Annotated in this window: 17 protein-coding genes; 10 read left to right on the plus strand and 7 right to left on the minus strand. The window is 56.8% G+C overall.

Going from position 1 to position 18,149, the window contains the following annotated elements; genetic code table 11:
• Positions 1 to 9: 9 nt before the first annotated feature.
• Positions 10 to 867, minus strand: a complete 858-nt coding sequence (locus L3069_RS20780) for a triphosphoribosyl-dephospho-CoA synthase (protein WP_038416831.1) — start codon at positions 865 to 867, stop codon at positions 10 to 12.
• Positions 867 to 2,522 carry a malonate decarboxylase subunit alpha gene (gene mdcA / locus L3069_RS20785; RefSeq protein ID WP_023298766.1) on the minus strand — a complete coding sequence of 552 codons (1,656 nt, stop codon included), beginning with the start codon at positions 2,520 to 2,522 and terminating at the stop codon, positions 867 to 869. Before mdcA ends, L3069_RS20780 begins: the two co-directional genes overlap by 1 nt.
• Before the next feature lie 228 nt (positions 2,523 to 2,750).
• Between mdcA and L3069_RS20790 the strand changes: the two genes are divergently transcribed.
• Genes L3069_RS20790 through L3069_RS20800 form a run of 3 tightly spaced genes read left to right on the plus strand, consistent with a single transcriptional unit; the run spans position 2,751 to position 4,887 of the window.
• The gene (locus tag L3069_RS20790) at positions 2,751 to 3,773 is read left to right on the plus strand and encodes a hydrolase (RefSeq protein ID WP_032626777.1); all 1,023 of its coding nucleotides are present in this window, start codon (positions 2,751 to 2,753) and stop codon (positions 3,771 to 3,773) included.
• Positions 3,770 to 3,988, plus strand: a complete 219-nt coding sequence (locus L3069_RS20795) for a YheU family protein (protein ID WP_022649608.1) — start codon at positions 3,770 to 3,772, stop codon at positions 3,986 to 3,988. The genes L3069_RS20790 and L3069_RS20795 overlap by 4 nt, the downstream gene beginning before the upstream one ends.
• Positions 3,989 to 4,017: 29 nt before the next feature.
• Positions 4,018 to 4,887 carry a phosphoribulokinase gene (locus tag L3069_RS20800; protein ID WP_003861663.1) on the plus strand — a complete coding sequence of 290 codons (870 nt, stop codon included), beginning with the start codon at positions 4,018 to 4,020 and terminating at the stop codon, positions 4,885 to 4,887.
• Between the two features lie 85 nt (positions 4,888 to 4,972).
• Here L3069_RS20800 and L3069_RS20805 read toward each other — a convergent pair whose 3' ends face one another.
• Positions 4,973 to 5,377, minus strand: a complete 405-nt coding sequence (locus tag L3069_RS20805; protein ID WP_022649609.1) for an OsmC family protein — start codon at positions 5,375 to 5,377, stop codon at positions 4,973 to 4,975.
• 310 nt (positions 5,378 to 5,687) lie between these two features.
• On the opposite strand from L3069_RS20805, the gene crp reads away from it, so the two are divergent.
• A complete protein-coding gene (crp, locus tag L3069_RS20810) occupies positions 5,688 to 6,320 on the plus strand; it encodes a cAMP-activated global transcriptional regulator CRP (protein WP_000242758.1) in 633 nt (210 codons plus the stop codon).
• Between the two features lie 57 nt (positions 6,321 to 6,377).
• Positions 6,378 to 8,465 (plus strand): YccS/YhfK family putative transporter, encoded by a 2,088-nt coding sequence (locus L3069_RS20815; RefSeq protein WP_023298768.1) that lies wholly within the window; start codon positions 6,378 to 6,380, stop codon positions 8,463 to 8,465.
• Here the strand turns inward: L3069_RS20815 and L3069_RS20820 are convergent.
• From L3069_RS20820 to ppiA, 4 genes are all read right to left on the minus strand, one after another.
• Positions 8,462 to 9,682 carry an aspartate aminotransferase family protein gene (locus L3069_RS20820; protein ID WP_172754450.1) on the minus strand — a complete coding sequence of 407 codons (1,221 nt, stop codon included), beginning with the start codon at positions 9,680 to 9,682 and terminating at the stop codon, positions 8,462 to 8,464. The genes L3069_RS20815 and L3069_RS20820 overlap by 4 nt on opposite strands.
• Before the next feature lie 87 nt (positions 9,683 to 9,769).
• A complete protein-coding gene (gene pabA / locus L3069_RS20825; protein ID WP_038416835.1) occupies positions 9,770 to 10,333 on the minus strand; it encodes an aminodeoxychorismate synthase component 2 in 564 nt (187 codons plus the stop codon).
• Between the two features lie 30 nt (positions 10,334 to 10,363).
• Positions 10,364 to 10,948 carry a putative adenosine monophosphate-protein transferase Fic gene (locus L3069_RS20830; protein WP_038416836.1) on the minus strand — a complete coding sequence of 195 codons (585 nt, stop codon included), beginning with the start codon at positions 10,946 to 10,948 and terminating at the stop codon, positions 10,364 to 10,366.
• Between the two features lie 105 nt (positions 10,949 to 11,053).
• A complete protein-coding gene (gene ppiA / locus L3069_RS20835; protein WP_022649614.1) occupies positions 11,054 to 11,626 on the minus strand; it encodes a peptidylprolyl isomerase A in 573 nt (190 codons plus the stop codon).
• Between the two features lie 278 nt (positions 11,627 to 11,904).
• Between ppiA and tsgA the strand changes: the two genes are divergently transcribed.
• The 5 genes from tsgA (at position 11,905) to L3069_RS20860 (ending at position 18,041) form a co-directional block, all read left to right on the plus strand.
• Positions 11,905 to 13,089 carry an MFS transporter TsgA gene (tsgA, locus tag L3069_RS20840; RefSeq protein ID WP_038416837.1) on the plus strand — a complete coding sequence of 395 codons (1,185 nt, stop codon included), beginning with the start codon at positions 11,905 to 11,907 and terminating at the stop codon, positions 13,087 to 13,089.
• A 260-nt stretch (positions 13,090 to 13,349) separates the two neighbouring features.
• Positions 13,350 to 15,893: a nitrite reductase large subunit NirB gene (gene nirB / locus L3069_RS20845; protein WP_100167806.1), complete on the plus strand. Its 2,544-nt coding sequence runs from the start codon at positions 13,350 to 13,352 to the stop codon at positions 15,891 to 15,893.
• The gene (gene nirD / locus L3069_RS20850) at positions 15,890 to 16,216 is read left to right on the plus strand and encodes a nitrite reductase small subunit NirD (RefSeq protein ID WP_022649617.1); all 327 of its coding nucleotides are present in this window, start codon (positions 15,890 to 15,892) and stop codon (positions 16,214 to 16,216) included. Before nirB ends, nirD begins: the two co-directional genes overlap by 4 nt.
• A 134-nt stretch (positions 16,217 to 16,350) precedes the next feature.
• A complete protein-coding gene (gene cysG, locus L3069_RS20855) occupies positions 16,351 to 17,724 on the plus strand; it encodes a siroheme synthase CysG (RefSeq protein WP_023298772.1) in 1,374 nt (457 codons plus the stop codon).
• A gap of 146 nt (positions 17,725 to 17,870) precedes the next feature.
• A complete protein-coding gene (locus L3069_RS20860; RefSeq protein WP_003861638.1) occupies positions 17,871 to 18,041 on the plus strand; it encodes a YhfL family protein in 171 nt (56 codons plus the stop codon).
• The last annotated feature ends 108 nt before the right edge of the window (positions 18,042 to 18,149 follow it).

The raw sequence follows: 18,149 nt of genomic DNA on the forward strand, positions 1-18,149 counted from the left end.
AACATCCTCTTAATGCTTTGAATAGGGCGTTTCGACGCGGTCAAGAAACAGCGTGGCGGCAAGCAGGTCTGCGGCTCCGCCCGGCGAGGCGTTAAGCGTCAGCATCTGACGGTCTAACCGCGCCAGCGCCTGCTGCCCCGCAAGTGTTGCGCATCCTCCCGCGTTCAGCACCGCACGGGCGCCGTTCTGCATGGCATCCAGCCCCTCCATGCCGGCGCGCGACAGCACGCAGGTGTCGGTGAGCGAGGTCATGATCGCCATCAGCGCGTCGAGTCTGGCCTGCGTTTCGCTGCTGCCGTTGAGACGGCTGAGGTGAAGCTGCGGCAGCGCGCGCTGCATGATGTGCGGAAACGCCTGCTGAGCCTCTTCACGCGCGCCCGGTACACGGTAGCGGTGCGTGACGCGTAACCCCTTGCTGAATACTTTCGGCGCCGCGTCATCCGGCAGTTTCGCCAGCTGAGCGGCGGTGTTCGCGACAGTTTGCGCCCGGGCATCGCCGCCCAGCATCGCCACCGCGCTCACCAGCAATCCCAGCGCCCAGATCGCGCCACGGTGTGTGTTCACGCCGTCGGTAGCGGCCATCATCTGCCGTTCGCCTTCACGACCCAGGCGGCCAACGGTTTGCCTGAGGGCAATATCCGCCGGACACTGCCAGCTCTGTTGCGCCAGCGCCTGAAACGTGGGGGTCAGGCTGTGAGCGGAGCGCTCCATCAGCGCAAGCGATAAATCGTGATGCGCGCCGTTCCCCCGGCTGTCCACCAGACCGGGCTTCGGGCTTAAACGTGCTTCGTCAATCAGACACTGCGTGGCGGTTCGCGCCAGCCATTCGGCACCGCCTTCAACCTGGATCTGGGGCAGAAGTTTCATTACCAGCTCCGGAATTTCGCAGGTGGGTTATACAAGCCGCCGGACCACTCAACGAGGTCAGCCACGCTGCCCGCAGCCAGCAGAGAGCGGGTGGCATCGGTACGACGAATGCCCATATCTTCCGGATACACAACCTTGCCGCTCTGGCGCAGTTCCGCCACGCGTTTGGCGTCAACGCCCAGACCGATATCGGTGATACCCGCCACGGCGGCGACCATGGCGCGACGCTCTTCCAGATCTTTCGCCCGGTAGAGGTAAGCAATCCCCTCTTCCGTCAGCACGTGGGTGACGTCATCGCCGTAAATCATAACCGGCGCCAGCGGCATGCCGGAGGCTTTCGCCACGTCTACGGCGTCGAGTTTCTCCACGAAGGTTGGCTTCACGCCCGCCTGGAAGGTTTCCACCATCTGCACAACCAGCTTTTTACCGCGCTGCATCGGGTCAGGCTCGGTGATCATGTTCAGCCAGGCCGGAGTGGCGTGGCGACGACCGTGCGGATCGTGGCCCATGTTTGGTGCGCCGCCGAAGCCGGAGAGACGGCCGCGGGTCACGGTTGAGGAGTTAGCGTAACCATCAACCTGTAGCGTGGAACCGATAAACATGTCGACCGCGTACTGACCAGCCAGCTGACAGAAGGCGCGGTTAGAGCGCATGGAGCCGTCAGCACCGGTAAAGAACACGTCCGGACGGGCGCGGATGTACTCTTCCATCCCCAGCTCGCCGCCGAAGCAGTGGACGCTCTCCACCCAGCCGCTTTCGATGGCCGGGATCAGCGTTGGATGCGGGTTCAAAGTCCAGTGTTTACAGATTTTGCCTTTGAGTCCGAGCTGTTCGCCGTAGGTTGGCAGCAGCAGTTCGATCGCTGCGGTATTAAAGCCAATCCCGTGGTTAAGGGACTGCACCTGGTGTTCAGCGTAGATGCCTTTAATCGCCATCATCGCCATCAGGATGTGTTCCTGTTTAATCAGGCGCGGGTCGCGGGTGAAGAGCGGCTCAATAAAGAACGGCTTGTCCGCCACCACCACGTAATCGATCCACGAGCCCGGAATATCGACGCGCGGCAGGTCGCACTCGTCGTCCACCAGCTCGTTCACCTGTGCGATGACGATGCCGTCGTGGAACGCGGCGGCTTCCACCAGCGCCGGGGTATCTTCGGTACTCGCCCCGGTGTAGAGGTTACCTTTACGGTCCGCTTTAAAACCGGCAATCAGCGCCACGTTTGGCGAAAGGTCGACGTATAAACGTGAGTAGAGTTCGATGTAGGTGTGAATCGCCCCGATTTCGAGCTGACCATCCTCCAGCAGCTGCGAAATGCGCAGGCTTTGCGTACCGGAGAAGGAGAAGTCGAGCTTGCGGGCGATGCCTTTCTCAAAGATGTCCAGATGTTCGCTGCGGCCCACGCTCGGCATGATCATATGCAGATCGTGCACGATTTGCGGGTTCACTTCGGCCAGTGAACGGGAAAGGAAATCCGCCTGCTTCTGGTTGTTGCCTTCCAGAACGACTTTGTCGCCTGGTGCGATCAGTTTTTCCAGCATGGCGACAAGATCGCCGGTTGGCAGTACCTTGCCCTGCACCGGTACGGACGCCAGACGACGCGCTTTCTCGCTGCGTCGGGTGTTCCATTGCCGGGTGGGTGTTTGCCCAGATAACATTATTAACCTCCTGATTCAGCACATCATTCTGATTTGCTTAACGTTGAGTAAAGTGTGCGCTCTGGTGAGAAAGGCATCAATTAAGCGTAGGACGTAATCATTAGCCTGAGAGTAATAATCAAGGTAAAGAAATGTGATCGGGATCAGTTCATGTTTCGGAAAAACGGGCTAAACGGGGTACAATTCGGAAGGTATAGTTAATTTCTGACAAGAATCAGCATCGCCCTTATGACCCAAATCATTCCCTCAGACTTCGACATTGCAGCCGAAGAGAGCGCAGAGTTCGTGCCCATGCGCGGTGTGGCTAACCCTCACCTGCAAACCATGCTGCCGCGCCTGATCCGCCGCAAGGTGCAGTTCAACCCCCACTGGCAGCGCATTGACCTGCCGGACGGTGACTTTTTGGATCTCGCCTGGAGCGAAGATCCGGATCGGGCCAGACTTAAACCCCGTCTGGTGGTGTTTCACGGCCTGGAAGGCAGCCTGCACAGCCCTTACGCACACGGTCTCATTGAGGCGGCGAAAGCCCGCGGCTGGCTTGGGGTGGTGATGCATTTTCGCGGATGCAGCGGCGAGCCTAACCGTCAGAAACGCATTTATCACTCGGGTGAAACCGAGGACGGCTCCTGGTTCCTGCGCTGGCTAAGAGACAATTTCGGCGAAGCACCAACGGCAGCGGTGGGGTATTCGCTGGGCGGGAATATGCTGGCCTGCCTGCTGGCGAAGGAGAGCGACGCGGTGCCGCTGGATGCGGCGGTGATTGTCTCTGCGCCCTTTATGCTGGAGCAGTGCAGTTATCATATGGAAAAGGGGTTTTCGCGGGTCTATCAGCGTTATCTGCTCAACCTGCTGAAAGCCAACGCCGCACGTAAACTTAAGGCCTATCCGGATACGCTGCCTGTGACGCTGCAACAGCTCAAACGCGTGAAGCGCCTGCGCGAGTTTGATGATTTGATCACCTCTAAAATTCACGGCTTTGCCGATGCGATTGACTATTACCGTCAGTGCAGCGCCATGCCTTTACTGAATCAAATCACGAAACCCACGCTGATTATCCACGCCAAAGACGATCCGTTTATGGATCATCACTCGATCCCCGCCCCTGACTATCTGCCGGATAACGTGGAGTATCAGCTCACCGAGTTCGGCGGGCACGTGGGCTTTGTTGGCGGCACGCTGCGTCGGCCAAAAATGTGGCTTGAGACGCGTATACCCGACTGGTTAACGGCCTATCTGGACGGTAAAAAATGATTATTCCCTGGCAGGATCTCTCTCCCGACACGCTCGATAATCTGATTGAAAGCTTTGTCTTGCGCGAAGGCACCGATTATGGTGAACATGAACGTTCGCTTGAACAAAAGGTCAGCGATGTGAAGCGCCAGCTTAAAAGCGGCGACGTGGTGCTGGTATGGTCCGAACTGCATGAGACGGTGAATATCATGCCCCGCAACGCGTTTCATGGCTGATCTTACACTTTTCCAGTCAGGGAGTTGCTATGTCTGCCAGACATCCGGTTATTGCCGTTACGGGTTCGAGTGGGGCGGGAACCACTACCACCAGCCTCGCCTTCCGCAAGATTTTCGCCCAGCTTAACTTACGGGCGGCAGAGGTAGAGGGCGACAGCTTTCACCGCTACACGCGCCCGGAGATGGATATGGCCATCCGCAAGGCGCGCGATCTGGGTAAACACATCAGCTATTTTGGCCCGGAGGCCAATGACTTCGGCCTGCTGGAGCAAACCTTCCGTGAATACGGGCAGAGCGGCACCGGGCAGTCCCGCAAGTATCTCCACACCTACGATGAAGCCGTGCCCTGGAACCAGGTCCCCGGCACGTTCACGCCCTGGCAGCCGCTGCCGGAACCGACTGACGTGCTGTTTTACGAAGGATTGCACGGCGGCGTGGTGACGCCTCAGCACGACGTGGCGCGCCATGTGGATTTGCTGGTGGGGGTGGTGCCGATTGTTAACCTTGAGTGGATCCAGAAGCTGACGCGTGACATGAGCGAGCGCGGCCATTCGCGAGAGGCGGTAATGGATTCGGTGGTGCGCTCCATGGAAGATTACATCAACTTCCTGACGCCGCAGTTCTCCCGAACCCACATTAACTTCCAGCGCGTCCCCACCGTGGACACCTCCAACCCGTTCGCCGCAAAAAGCATCCCTTCCCTGGACGAGAGCTTTGTGGTGATCCACTTCCGCAACCTGGAAGGCATTGATTACCCCTGGCTGCTGGCGATGCTACAAGGTTCGTTTATTTCGCACATGAATACGTTAGTGGTACCGGGCGGAAAAATGGGGCTGGCGATGGAGCTGATCATGACGCCGCTGGTGCAGCGGCTGATGGAAGGAAAGCAAATCGCGTGAGTTGTTTTGCCCGGTGGCGCTGCGCTTACCGGGCCTACGGGCGTGCTTTTGTAGGGCGGGTAAGCGAAGCGCCACCCGCCAAAAATTAAGCCTCGATCACTTCATACGAATGGGTGATGTTTACCGCTTTCTCCAGCATTAGCGCCACAGAGCAATATTTCTCCGCAGACAGGTCAACCGCACGCGAGACCGCCGCATCCTTCAGTTCTTTGCCGGTGACGATAAAGTGCAGATTAATATGCGTGAACAGACGTGGCGCCTCTTCGCGACGTTCTGACGTCAGCTTCACTTCACAATCGGTCACGTCATGACGGCCTTTTTGCAGGATCGACACTACGTCGATCGCGCTGCATCCACCTGCCGCCATCAGCACCATTTCCATCGGGCTGGGAGCTTTATCGCCGGAGTTGCCATCCATCAAAACCTGGTGCCCGGAAGCAGACTCGCCCAGGAACGTTAACCCTTCAACCCATTTCACACGCGCTTGCATATTCACTCACTCCAACGTTGCATTTTTTATGACAGATTACGTGTACGTTACATTTCTCGCAACGGAAGGCGACCTGCGTCATGCTGAAGCGAGACACCAGGAGACACGCGGCGAAAGCTATGCTAAAACACTCTGGATGCTACAGTAATACATTGACGTTACACATGTATGCAGAGGACATCAAACTTTACTGGCTGCGAAACGTTACGACAGCCGACTTCCCAGGTATGGGTAAGAATTCGATTGCAACCCCAGAGTCCGGATGCATCTTATGACTCTGGTGACAGCTTATAACAGAGGATAACAGCGCATGGTGCTTGGCAAACCGCAAACAGACCCGACTCTCGAATGGTTCTTGTCTCATTGCCACATTCATAAGTACCCATCAAAGAGCACGCTGATTCACCAGGGTGAAAAAGCGGAAACGTTGTATTACATCGTTAAAGGCTCGGTGGCCGTGCTGATCAAAGATGAAGAAGGGAAAGAGATGATCCTTTCTTATCTGAACCAGGGCGATTTTATCGGTGAACTGGGCCTGTTTGAAGAAGGCCAGGAACGTAGCGCCTGGGTTCGTGCAAAAACAGCATGTGAAGTGGCTGAAATTTCTTACAAGAAATTCCGTCAGCTGATTCAGGTCAACCCTGACATCCTGATGCGTCTTTCTTCCCAGATGGCACGCCGTCTGCAAGTGACCTCTGAGAAGGTGGGTAACCTCGCCTTCCTGGACGTGACCGGTCGTATCGCGCAGACTCTGTTGAACCTGGCGAAACAGCCAGACGCCATGACCCACCCTGATGGTATGCAAATTAAAATTACCCGCCAGGAAATCGGTCAGATCGTCGGCTGCTCCCGTGAAACAGTGGGCCGTATCCTGAAGATGCTGGAAGACCAGAACCTGATCTCCGCCCACGGTAAAACCATCGTGGTTTACGGGACCCGTTAATTCCGGTCAGACGGCGTGCCGCCGCAGGGTGGCACGCCGTTTTTGTCTCTACTCCTTATGTGGCGCAGGCTGATCTATCACCCGGAAGTTAACTACGCACTGCGACAAACGCTGGTGTTGTGTCTTCCCGTGGCCGTGGGCCTGATCCTCGGACATCTTCAGCAAGGCCTGCTGTTTTCTCTCGTGCCCGCCTGCTGCAACATTGCCGGTCTGGACACCCCGCATAAACGCTTTTTCAAACGCCTGATTATTGGCGGCTGCCTGTTTGCCGGCTGTAGCCTTGCCGTGCAACTCTTACTGGCCCGCGACATTCCTCTGCCGCTGATCCTGACCGTGCTGGCGATGACGCTTGGCGTAACCGCTGAAATCAGCTCGCTGCACGCCCGCCTGCTTCCCGCGTCGCTGATTGCCGCCATCTTCACCTTAAGCCTTGCGGGCAATATGCCGGTGTGGGAGCCATTGCTGATCTACGCCCTCGGCACGCTGTGGTACGGGCTGTTTAACTGGTTCTGGTTCTGGTTGTGGCGGGAACAGCCGCTTCGCGAATCCCTGAGCCTGCTCTACGTGCAGCTTGCTGAATACTGCGAAGCAAAATACACCCTGCTCACGCAACATACCGACCCGGAAAAATCCCTGCCGCCGCTGCTGGCACGCCAGCAAAAAGTGGTGGATCTGATCAGCCAGTGCTATCAGCAGTTGCACATGCTTGCCGCCAACAAAAATCATGAATATAAGCGGCTGCTGCGTACCTTCCAGGTCGGGCTGGATTTGCAGGAGCATATTTCCGTCAGCCTTCATAATCCGGAAGAGGTGCAAAAGCTGGTGGAGCGCAGCCATGCGGAAGCGGTGATCCGCTGGAACGCGCAGACCGTCGCGGCGCGCCTGCGGGTGCTGGCTGAGGATATCCTCTATCACCGCTATCCGACGCGCTTTAACATGGACAAACAGCTCGGCGCGCTGGAAAAGATTGCGCGTCAGCACGCGGATAACCCGGTCGGGCAGTTTGCCGCCTGGCATTTCAGCCGCATCGCCCGGGTGTTGCGCACCCAGCGCCCGCTTTATACCCGGGACCTGATGGCCGATAAGCAAAAACGACTGCCGTTGCTGCCTGCGCTCAAAAGCTACCTGTCGCTGAAGTCTTCCGCCCTGCGCAACGCCGCAAGAATTAGCGTCATGCTCAGCATCGCCAGCCTGATGGGAATGGCCCTGCACCTGCCGAAACCCTACTGGATCTTAATGACCGTGCTGTTTGTCACCCAGAACGGCTATGGTGCCACGCGGGTGCGCATTCTGCATCGGGCGGGCGGCACGATGGCGGGGCTGATTATCGCGGGCGTAACGTTGCACTTCCACGTGCCGGAAGGGTATACGCTGGTCGGCATGCTGGCGATTACGATGGTGAGTTATCTGATCATCCGTAAAAACTACGGCTGGGCGACGGTGGGCTTTACGGTAACGGCGGTGTACACCCTGCAGTTGCTTACGCTCAACGCCGATCAGTTAATTATTGCCCGCCTGGTCGATACCCTGATCGGCTGCCTGATCGCCTTTGGCGGCATGGTCTGGCTGTGGCCGCAGTGGCAAAGTGGATTACTGAGGCAAAACGCCCACGACGCGCTGGAGGCGGATCAGCAGGCCATTCGCCTGATCCTGAGCGACGACCCGCAGCCGTCTCCGCTGGCCTACGAGCGCATGAAGGTCAACCAGGCGCATAATGCCCTGTTCAACTCCCTTAACCAGGCCATGCAGGAGCCGGGCTTCAACTCGCACTATCTGGCAGACATGAAGCTGTGGGTCACGCACAGCCAGTTTATCGTCGAACACATCAATGCCATGACCACGCTGGCGCGCGAGCACACCATGCTGACGCCGGATCTGGCGCAGCGCTATTTGCAGTCGTGTGAAATTGCCCTCCAGCGCTGTCAGCAGCGTCTGGAGTACGACGCGCCGGGCGAGTCAGGGGATTCGAACATTCTGGAAGCGCCGGAGACGCTGACCCACGGGCCGATGAGCACCCTGGAGCAGCATTTACAGCGCGTTCTCGGGCATCTCAACACCATGCACACCATTTCGTCGGTGGCATGGCGTCAGCGTCCGCATCACGGGATTTGGTTAACGCGCCGGTTAAAACGAACCGCGTATTAGCCTCTGACGATCTTCACGACCGCCGCGGCAAAACGGGTTAACCCGTCTTCGATGTCTTTGTCTTCCACCACCAGCGACGGCGCGAAGCGAATCACGTCCGGCCCGGCGTTGAGCACCATGACGCCTTCGTGCGCGGCGGCGTGCAGGAAATCGCGCGCGCGGCCTTTGTACTGAGGCTTCAGCTCGGCGCCGATCAGCAGTCCCATCCCGCGGATTTCACTGAAGACATCAAACTGTTCGTCAATCTGCTGAAGATGTTTCACAAAAAGGGCGCGTTTCGCATTCACGCCATTCAGGACGTCCGGCGTATTAATGATGTCGAACGCCGCACCCGCCACGGCACACGCCAGCGGATTACCGCCGTAAGTGGAGCCGTGTGAGCCCACATGAAATGCGGAAGCGATATCCTGGGTGGTTAGCACCGCGCTGACCGGGAAACCGCCGCCGAGCGCTTTCGCGCTGGTCAGAATATCCGGCGTTACGCCGTAGTGCATATAAGCGAACAGGTCTCCGGTACGCCCCATCCCACACTGCACTTCATCAAACACCAGCAGCGCCTGGTGCTCGTCGCACAGTTCGCGCAGCCCTTGCAGAAATTCCGGGGTGGCCGCCGTGACGCCGCCTTCCCCCTGAATGGGCTCGACCACCACGGCACAGGTGTGATCGTCCATCACCGCTTTAACGGCGTGCAGATCGTTAAACGGCACGTGGATGATATCCGCAGGTTTCGGACCAAAGCCGTCGGAATACTTCGGCTGGCCGCCAACGGAAACGGTAAAGAACGAGCGACCGTGGAAGGCGTTATGGAAGGCGATGATTTTGGTTTTGTACGGACTATGACGCGTGGTTGCGTAGTAGCGCGCAAGCTTAAAGGCGGTTTCGTTGGCTTCGGTGCCGGAGTTCATAAACAGCACGCGTTCGGCGAAGGTGGCATCGATGATCTTACGCCCCAGACGCAGCGCCGGTTCGTTAGTGAACACGTTGCTGGTGTGCCACAGCGTTTCGCCCTGCGTTTTCAGCGCGTCCACCAGCGCAGGATGGCAATGGCCCAGCGCCGTCACCGCAATACCGCCTGCGAAATCAACATACTCATTGCCCTGCTGATCCCAGACGCGGCTGCCTCTCCCTTTCACCGGGATAAACTCAGCCGGTGCATAAATCGGCAGGATCACTTCATCGAATGTTGCGCGGGTAATTGCTGGTTGTTCAGTTGCCATGTCATGACCATCCATTTTTATGTCACAGTGATTGTGAAAATATAATCACAAAATATGCATAAAAAATCACAACAAGGCAACAGATATTCAGCGATTAAGGAAATTGGCCAGCAGTGCGTGCCCCTGTTCGCTGAGAATGCTTTCCGGGTGGAACTGCACCCCTTCCAGATCGTACTCGCGGTGGCGAATGCCCATGACTTCCCGGGTCGCACTCCAGGCGGTCACTTCAAAGTCTGCGGGCAGGGTCGGCGGATCAATCACCAGAGAATGGTAGCGCGTCACGGTTAACGGATTGTTTAGCCCCAGGAACACGCCGGTACCGGTGTGCGTGACCGGAGAGGTTTTGCCGTGCATGACTTTCGCGGCACGGACAATGGTGGCGCCAAAGACCTGCGCAATGGCCTGGTGACCCAGGCAGACGCCCAGAATCGGCAGCTTGCCCGCATAGTGGCGGATTACCTCCAGCGAGATACCGGACTCCGACGGCGTACACGGCCCGGGCGAAATCACGATTTTCTGGGGCGCCAGCGCGTCAATGTCAGCCAGCGCGATCTCATCGTTACGGCGGACAACCACCTCTGCCCCCAGCTCACAAAAATACTGGTAAAGGTTCCAGGTAAAGGAATCGTAGTTATCAATCAGCAGAATCATGGCGGCTCCTGAAAAAATGGCCGCCCTATTTTACTCAGATCCCCGCGCTTCGCTCACAACTTTGGCAAAGATAGCATTCAGGGCGGTCAGATCACCCATCGCCCCGCTCTGGTTGGCGGATGCCCAGTCGTCCGGGTCGATCCCCTGCCAGTTCAGCACGTAGCCCGCATGGATCGCCAGCTGTTCAAAGAAGATCCGCTGAGCCACGCCATTACCGCTCATAAACGGATGTAGCATGTTGATTTCACAGTAGTAATGACTGATTCTGTCTGTAAACTCTTCTTTCTGAAGGCCCACCAGATATTTATCGCTTTCCAGCGAAGCCATCAGCTCATTACCCACCTTCTCGATGTACTCGAAATGGCAAAATGGAATGTCGCCCTTGGAAATATCGGCGGTGCGCAGCTCGCCAGCGCCTTTCATTTCGTTGCGGAATAAATGGCGGTGAATAAGGCACAGATGGGGTAAACCCGGTGCAGAAGGCCCCAGTGCCAGCATCTCGATATCGGGTTCAGCGGGACCCTTGCCTTTTTCAAGGAGGCAACTGGCCTGAAGATTGACGCTACGCTGTTGCTCCCAGAGTCGGGATTTTTGCTTGTCGGTGAGTTTTTTCACTACGCCTCCCTGAATAGTCCGTTTGCCACAAGTATAAGCAGCAAAACGCGCTTTCGCAGGGAGGGCGGAAAGACACGGGCAGGATGTGCCCGTGTGAGGGAACGATTACGGCAGCACTTTCGCGGAGAGAATCACCACTGGCTTAGACGGCACATTCTGGTATGGACCGACATCGTGAGTCTGAACCTGAGAGATCTTGTCCGCCACGTCCATGCCTTTCACCACTTTACCGAACACCGCGTAGCCAAAGTCGCGCTGGCCGTGGTCCAGGAAGGCGTTATCCGCCACGTTGAGGAAGAACTGGCTGGTGGCGCTGTCTTTATCCGCCGTACGCGCCATAGAAATGGTGCCGCGCTTGTTCAGCAGGCCGTTATCCGCTTCATTCTTGATTGGCGGGTTAGGCTTTTTCTGCTGCATCTGCTCGTTGAAACCGCCGCCCTGAATCATAAAGCCCGGGATCACGCGGTGGAACGTGGTGTTGTTATAAAAACCACTGTTCACGTAGTCGAGGAAGTTTTTCACGGAAACAGGGGCTTTCTGGCTATCCAGCTCCAGCTCAATATTCCCCGCAGAAGTAGTCAGCAGGACGTGAGGGTCTCCTTTAGCTGCCAGCGCAGCAGGGGAAACGGCAGAAAGAGCAAACACAGCTGCGACAGCCGCCAGTGTTGATTTGAGCATGAGAATTCCTTAACAAAGCGCAGTATAAAAAGCGAATGGCTTGATTCTAAAGAGCAGTATGACCCCAGACCAGTCTTTTACCTAATTTTACGAAATTGAAACAATTATTACCGCGCAAACGATTGTTCACCCCGCGATATAATGTGATCTCCATCACGTTAAAGCCTGCAATTGTGCTCAATATTTTCTGAAAAGATTTAATTAGATCACTTTCGCGACTAAAATCTGCCCGCTCAAACGCAGTCATTGCGTTTTTCTTTACTTTTAACAGGCCAGACATGACTAACAGCAATCGCATCAAGCTCACATGGATCAGCTTCTTCTCCTACGCCCTGACCGGCGCGTTGGTGATCGTCACCGGGATGGTGATGGGAAATATCGCAGACTATTTCCAGTTGCCCGTTTCCAGCATGAGCAATACCTTCACTTTCCTGAACGCGGGGATCCTGATCTCTATTTTCCTTAATGCCTGGCTGATGGAAATCGTGCCGCTGAAAACCCAGCTGCGCTTCGGCTTCGTGCTAATGGTTGCCGCCGTGGCGGGCCTGGTGCTGAGCCACAGCATCGCCCTCTTCTCTGCCGCCATGTTCGTGCTGGGCCTGGTGAGCGGGATCACCATGTCGATCGGTACGTTCCTGATCACCCATATGTATGAAGGCCGCCAGCGCGGCGCGCGTCTGCTGTTCACCGACTCCTTCTTCAGCATGGCCGGGATGATTTTCCCGATGGTCGCCGCGTATCTTCTGGCGCGCAGCATTGAGTGGTACTGGGTGTACGCCTGCATTGGTCTGGTCTATGTCGCGATCTTTATTCTCACCTTCGGCTGCGAGTTCCCGGTGCTGGGCAAAAAAACGCAGACCACGTCTGAGCCAGTTGCGAAAGAAAAATGGGGTATCGGCGTGCTGTTCCTTTCCATCGCCGCGCTGTGTTACATCCTGGGCCAGCTGGGCTTTATCTCCTGGGTTCCTGAGTATGCGAAAGGTCTGGGCATGAGTCTGAACGACGCGGGTAAACTGGTGAGCGATTTCTGGATGTCTTACATGTTCGGCATGTGGGCGTTTAGCTTTATCCTGCGCTTCTTCGACCTGCAACGGATCCTGACCGTTCTGGCGGGTCTGGCAACCGTGCTGATGTATCTGTTCATCAACGGTTCCCCGGAGCATATGCCGTGGTTCATCCTGACCCTGGGCTTCTTCTCCAGCGCGATTTATACCTCGATCATCACCCTTGGCTCTCTTCAGACCAAAGTGGCCTCACCGAAGCTGGTGAACTTCGTGCTGACCTGCGGCACCATCGGCACCATGCTGACCTTCGTGGTCACGGGCCCAATTGTGGCGCACAGCGGCCCGCTGGCGGCGCTGCATACCGCTAACGGTCTGTACGCCGTGGTGTTCATCATGTGCTTCGTGCTGGGCTTTGTGACCCGTCACCGCCAGCACAATACAGCAACGGCTACCCACTAATCGCCGTAACCCCTTTGCGTACTGCAAAGGGGTTTTCCCCTGCTCACCCGCCCTGCCCGCCGATGGGTAAAAAACCCCACCAAAATTGTGTGAAAAACAAGCAAGCACAAAAATCAAACAATATCCGTCACTTATAAAAATCCTGACAAATCATAGATATACCCCCTAAGGGGTAGGTGAAGGCGTATTTGATTTGCATCAATAAGTGCCCCTGCTGAATCGTTAAGGTAGGCAGTAATAGAAAAGAAATCGAGGCAAAAATGAGCAAAGTCAGACTCGCTATCATCGGTAACGGCATGGTCGGCCACCGCTTTATTGAGGATCTTCTCGATAAAGCCGATGCTAACCAGTTCGATATTACCGTGTTCTGTGAAGAACCCCGCAAGGCGTACGACCGTGTGCACTTGTCTTCCTACTTCTCTCACCATACCGCCGAAGAACTCTCTCTGGTGCGCGAAGGTTTCTACGAGAAGCATGGCGTAAAAGTGCTGGTGGGCGAACGCGCTATCACCATCAACCGTCAGGAGAAAGTGATCCACTCCAGCGCCGGACGCACGGTTTTTTACGCTAAGCTGATCATGGCGACAGGCTCGTATCCGTGGATCCCGCCGATTAAAGGTTCGGAAACCCAGGATTGCTTCGTTTACCGTACCATTGAAGACCTCAACGCCATTGAATCCTGCGCACGTCGAAGCAAACGCGGCGCGGTTGTCGGCGGTGGTCTGCTGGGTCTGGAAGCCGCAGGCGCACTGAAAAACCTCGGCGTTGAAACCCACGTCATCGAATTTGCCCCGATGCTGATGGCGGAACAGCTTGACCATATGGGTGGCGACCAGCTACGCCGTAAAATCGAAAGCATGGGCGTTAAGGTTCACACCAGCAAGAACACTAAAGAGATCGTGCAGGAAGGCACTGAAGCGCGTAAAACCATGCGCTTTGCCGACGGCAGCGAGCTGGAAGTGGATTTCATCGTCTTCTCCACCGGCATTCGCCCGCGCGACAAGCTGGCTACTCAGTGCGGTCTGGCCGTTGCGCAGCGCGGCGGGATCATGATCAACGACACCTGCCAGACCTCCGATCCGGACATCTACGCCATCGGCGAATGCGCCAGCTGGAATAACCGCGTATACGGTCTGGTTGCACCTGGGTACAAAATGGCGCAGGTCGCCGTTGACCATATCCTCGGCAGCGAAAACGCCTTCACCGGCGCAGACATGAGCGCGAAGCTGAAGCTGCTGGGCGTGGACGTGGGCGGTATTGGCGATGCGCATGGTCGCACCCCGAACTCCCGCAGCTATGTTTATCTGGACGAAAGCAAAGAAGTCTACAAACGTCTTATCGTCAGCCAGGACAACAAAACCCTGCTCGGGGCGGTGCTGGTGGGCGACACCAGCGACTTCGGCAACCTGCTCCAGCTGGTGCTGAACGCCATTGAGCTGCCGGAAAACCCGGACACGCTGATCCTCCCGGCGCACGCCTCCAGCGGTAAGCCGTCCATTGGCGTGGATAAACTGCCGGACAGCGCGCAAATCTGCTCCTGCTTCGACGTGACCAAAGGCATGCTGATCTCCGCCATTAACAAAGGCTGCCACACCGTTGCGGCGCTGAAGGCGGAAACCAAAGCCGGGACCGGCTGCGGCGGCTGTATCCCGCTGGTCACCCAGGTGCTGAACGCCGAGCTGGCAAAACAGGGCATTGAAGTGAACAACAACCTGTGCGAGCACTTCGCTTACTCTCGCCAGGAGCTGTACCACCTGATCCGCGTGGAAGGCATTAAGTCCTTCGACGAACTGCTGGAGAAACACGGCCAGGGCTACGGCTGTGAAGTATGTAAGCCTACCGTCGGTTCCCTGCTGGCGTCCTGCTGGAACGAATATGTGCTCAAACCAGAACACACTCCGCTTCAGGACACCAACGATAACTTCCTGGCCAATATTCAGAAAGACGGGACTTACTCGGTGATCCCGCGTTCTGCCGGGGGAGAAATTACCCCTGAAGGGCTGGTCGCCGTGGGCCGTATCGCCCGTGAGTTTAATCTGTACACCAAAATCACCGGTTCCCAGCGTATCGGCCTGTTCGGTGCGCAGAAAGATGACCTGCCGGAAATCTGGCGTCAGCTGATTGAGGCGGGCTTCGAAACCGGTCACGCGTACGCCAAGGCGTTGCGCATGGCGAAAACCTGCGTGGGCAGCACCTGGTGCCGCTACGGCGTGGGCGACAGCGTGGGCTTCGGCGTCGAGCTGGAAAACCGCTACAAAGGCATCCGTACGCCGCACAAAATGAAGTTCGGCGTCTCAGGGTGTACCCGTGAATGTGCGGAAGCACAGGGTAAAGACGTGGGTATTATCGCCACCGAGAAAGGCTGGAACCTGTACGTGTGCGGTAACGGCGGGATGAAACCTCGCCACGCCGATCTGCTGGCTGCCGATCTCGATCGCGATACGCTGATCAAATACCTCGACCGCTTCATGATGTTCTACATTCGTACCGCCGATAAGCTGACCCGTACCGCGTCCTGGCTGGATAATCTCGAAGGCGGCATCGACTACCTGAAGTCAGTCATTATCGACGACAAGCTGGGCCTGAATGAACAGCTGGAATCCGAGATGACTCGCCTGCGCGAGGCGGTGATCTGCGAGTGGACCGAAACCGTGAACACGCCAGCGGCGCAGACGCGCTTCAAACACTTTATCAACAGCACCCAGCGCGACCCGAACGTGCAGGTGGTGCCGGAGCGCGAACAGCATCGTCCAGCGACCCCGTATGAACGTATTCCGGTGATGCTGGTGGAGGAAAACGCATGAGCCAGTGGGTAAACATCTGCAACATTAACGACATTCTGCCAGCAACCGGCGTCTGTGCCCTGCTGGGCAACGAGCAGGTGGCGATTTTCCGCCCTCGCCACGATGAACAGGTTTTTGCCATCAGCAATATCGACCCGTTCTTCGAGGCCAGCGTGCTCTCCCGCGGTCTGATTGCGGAGCACCAGGGCGAACTGTGGGTTGCCAGCCCGCTGAAAAAGCAGCGCTTCCGCTTAACCGACGGGCGCTGCATGGAAGATGAAAGCTTCTCGGTCAAACACTACGACGTCCGCGTGAAGGACGGCGAGGTGCAGCTGAAAGCGTAACCCCTCGCCTTTTCAATAGGAAAGGCTTATGACCCCTTATGGGTAACGGCAGGAAAAACCGTATGTTCTGTACGATTCCTGCTGTTATCCTGACGTCAATTCTTCCCCCGCCATGAATGCTGTGAGGTAACGTCGTGGATCACCTGCCGATTTTTTGTCAATTACGCAACCGCGACTGCCTGCTCGTGGGCGGCGGCGATGTGGCTGAACGCAAGGCGCGCCTGCTGTTAGAGGCGGGCGCCCGACTGACCGTTAACGCCCTCACCTTCGCCCCACAGTTTGACGTCTGGGCGCAGGAAGGGATGCTCACGCAGGTGCAGGGCGAATTTGATGAATCCCTGCTGGATACTTGCTGGCTGACCATCGCCGCAACGGATAACGATGACGTTAACCAGCGCGTCAGCGACGCCTGCGAAGCGCGCCGCATCTTCTGTAACGTGGTGGATGCGCCGAAAGAGGCGAGCTTTATCATGCCATCCATTATCGACCGCTCGCCGCTGATGATTGCGGTGTCGTCCGGTGGCCGCTCGCCCGTTCTTGCCCGTCTGCTGCGGGAAAAACTGGAAGCCGTGCTGCCTCAACACCTTGGTCAGATTGCCCATTATGCCGGGCAGCTGCGTTCCCGCGTGAAGCAAACCTTCGCAACCGTGGGCGAACGCCGTCGCTTCTGGGAGAAGTTCTTTGTCAACGACAGGCTGGCGCAGTCGCTGGCCAATCAGGACACCAAAGCGGTTGAAGAGACGACCGAGCAACTCCTCTCTGAACCGCTGGATCATCGCGGTGAAGTGGTACTGGTGGGCGCAGGTCCCGGCGATGCGGGCTTGCTGACGCTGAAGGGTCTCCAGCAGATCCAGCAGGCGGACATCGTGGTATATGACCGTCTGGTCTCTGATGACATCATGAATCTGGTGCGCCGCGATGCTGACCGCGTGTTCGTCGGCAAACGGGCAGGTTATCACTGCGTACCGCAGGAGGAGATCAACCAGATCCTGCTGCGGGAAGCGCAAAAAGGTAAGCGCGTGGTGCGTTTGAAAGGGGGCGATCCGTTTATCTTTGGTCGCGGCGGCGAGGAGCTGGAAACTCTCTGCAACGCGGGCATTCCGTTCTCCGTGGTGCCGGGCATTACGGCGGCATCCGGCTGTTCTGCCTATTCCGGCATTCCGTTAACCCATCGCGACTATGCCCAGAGCGTGCGCCTGGTGACGGGCCACCTGAAAACTGGCAGCGAGCTGGACTGGCATAATCTGGCCGCTGAAAAGCAGACGTTGGTCTTCTATATGGGGCTAAATCAGGCAGCCACGATTCAGGCGAAACTGCTGGAGCACGGCATGGAAGCAGATATGCCGGTCGCACTGGTAGAAAACGGTACCGCCATTACGCAGCGCGTGGTCGATGGCGTACTGACGCAGCTGGGCGAGCTGGCGCAGCAGGTTGAAAGCCCGGCGCTGATCGTGGTGGGCCGCGTGGTAGCACTGCGTGAAAAACTGAACTGGTTCTCCAGCCACTAACGCACAATCTCTCTTCCGGGAGTAGTCTTGAAGCGGACTACTCCCTTCTTACCTCAGTCGATAACATACCGCCCGCGTAATGGAACTTTTCCATTTATTCCCTCGTGTTACATCCAATTTTTTGATTTTATTGACAAGGAATGCGTATGTTCAAACTGGCAAAAGCTGCCGTTCTGGTCGGCCTGTTAACAACTCTGACGGCCTGCACCGGTCACGTTCAAAATACTAAAAATAATTGCAGCTACGATTACCTGCTGCATCCGGCAATCTCCATTTCGAAGATCATTGGCGGTTGCGGCCCGGCGGCACAGCAGTAAGCGTTTTTCAGGCGTAAAAAAACCGGGGATTTCCCGGTTTTTTTGTTTCGTCAGTTTTGTCGGGTGGCGGCTCCGCCTTACCCGACCTACACGGTCCCGTAGGCCGGG

Origin of the sequence: Enterobacter cloacae complex sp. ECL411, from assembly GCF_021869665.1 — a bacterium.
In the GTDB taxonomy this organism is placed as follows: Bacteria; Pseudomonadota; Gammaproteobacteria; order Enterobacterales; family Enterobacteriaceae; genus Enterobacter; species Enterobacter intestinihominis.

Bases quoted from the DNA above. Each gene is read 5' to 3' on its own strand.
- L3069_RS20780 (WP_038416831.1), bottom strand. From the start codon at position 867: ATGAAACTTCTGCCCCAGATCCAGGTTGAAGGCGGTGCCGAATGGCTG.
- mdcA (WP_023298766.1), bottom strand. From the start codon at position 2,522: ATGTTATCTGGGCAAACACCCACCCGGCAATGGAACACCCGACGCAGC.
- L3069_RS20790 (WP_032626777.1), top strand. From the start codon at position 2,751: ATGACCCAAATCATTCCCTCAGACTTCGACATTGCAGCCGAAGAGAGC.
- L3069_RS20795 (WP_022649608.1), top strand. From the start codon at position 3,770: ATGATTATTCCCTGGCAGGATCTCTCTCCCGACACGCTCGATAATCTG.
- L3069_RS20800 (WP_003861663.1), top strand. From the start codon at position 4,018: ATGTCTGCCAGACATCCGGTTATTGCCGTTACGGGTTCGAGTGGGGCG.
- L3069_RS20805 (WP_022649609.1), bottom strand. From the start codon at position 5,377: ATGCAAGCGCGTGTGAAATGGGTTGAAGGGTTAACGTTCCTGGGCGAG.
- crp (WP_000242758.1), top strand. From the start codon at position 5,688: ATGGTGCTTGGCAAACCGCAAACAGACCCGACTCTCGAATGGTTCTTG.
- L3069_RS20815 (WP_023298768.1), top strand. From the start codon at position 6,378: ATGTGGCGCAGGCTGATCTATCACCCGGAAGTTAACTACGCACTGCGA.
- L3069_RS20820 (WP_172754450.1), bottom strand. From the start codon at position 9,682: ATGGCAACTGAACAACCAGCAATTACCCGCGCAACATTCGATGAAGTG.
- pabA (WP_038416835.1), bottom strand. From the start codon at position 10,333: ATGATTCTGCTGATTGATAACTACGATTCCTTTACCTGGAACCTTTAC.
- ppiA (WP_022649614.1), bottom strand. From the start codon at position 11,626: ATGCTCAAATCAACACTGGCGGCTGTCGCAGCTGTGTTTGCTCTTTCT.
- tsgA (WP_038416837.1), top strand. From the start codon at position 11,905: ATGACTAACAGCAATCGCATCAAGCTCACATGGATCAGCTTCTTCTCC.
- nirB (WP_100167806.1), top strand. From the start codon at position 13,350: ATGAGCAAAGTCAGACTCGCTATCATCGGTAACGGCATGGTCGGCCAC.
- nirD (WP_022649617.1), top strand. From the start codon at position 15,890: ATGAGCCAGTGGGTAAACATCTGCAACATTAACGACATTCTGCCAGCA.
- L3069_RS20860 (WP_003861638.1), top strand. From the start codon at position 17,871: ATGTTCAAACTGGCAAAAGCTGCCGTTCTGGTCGGCCTGTTAACAACT.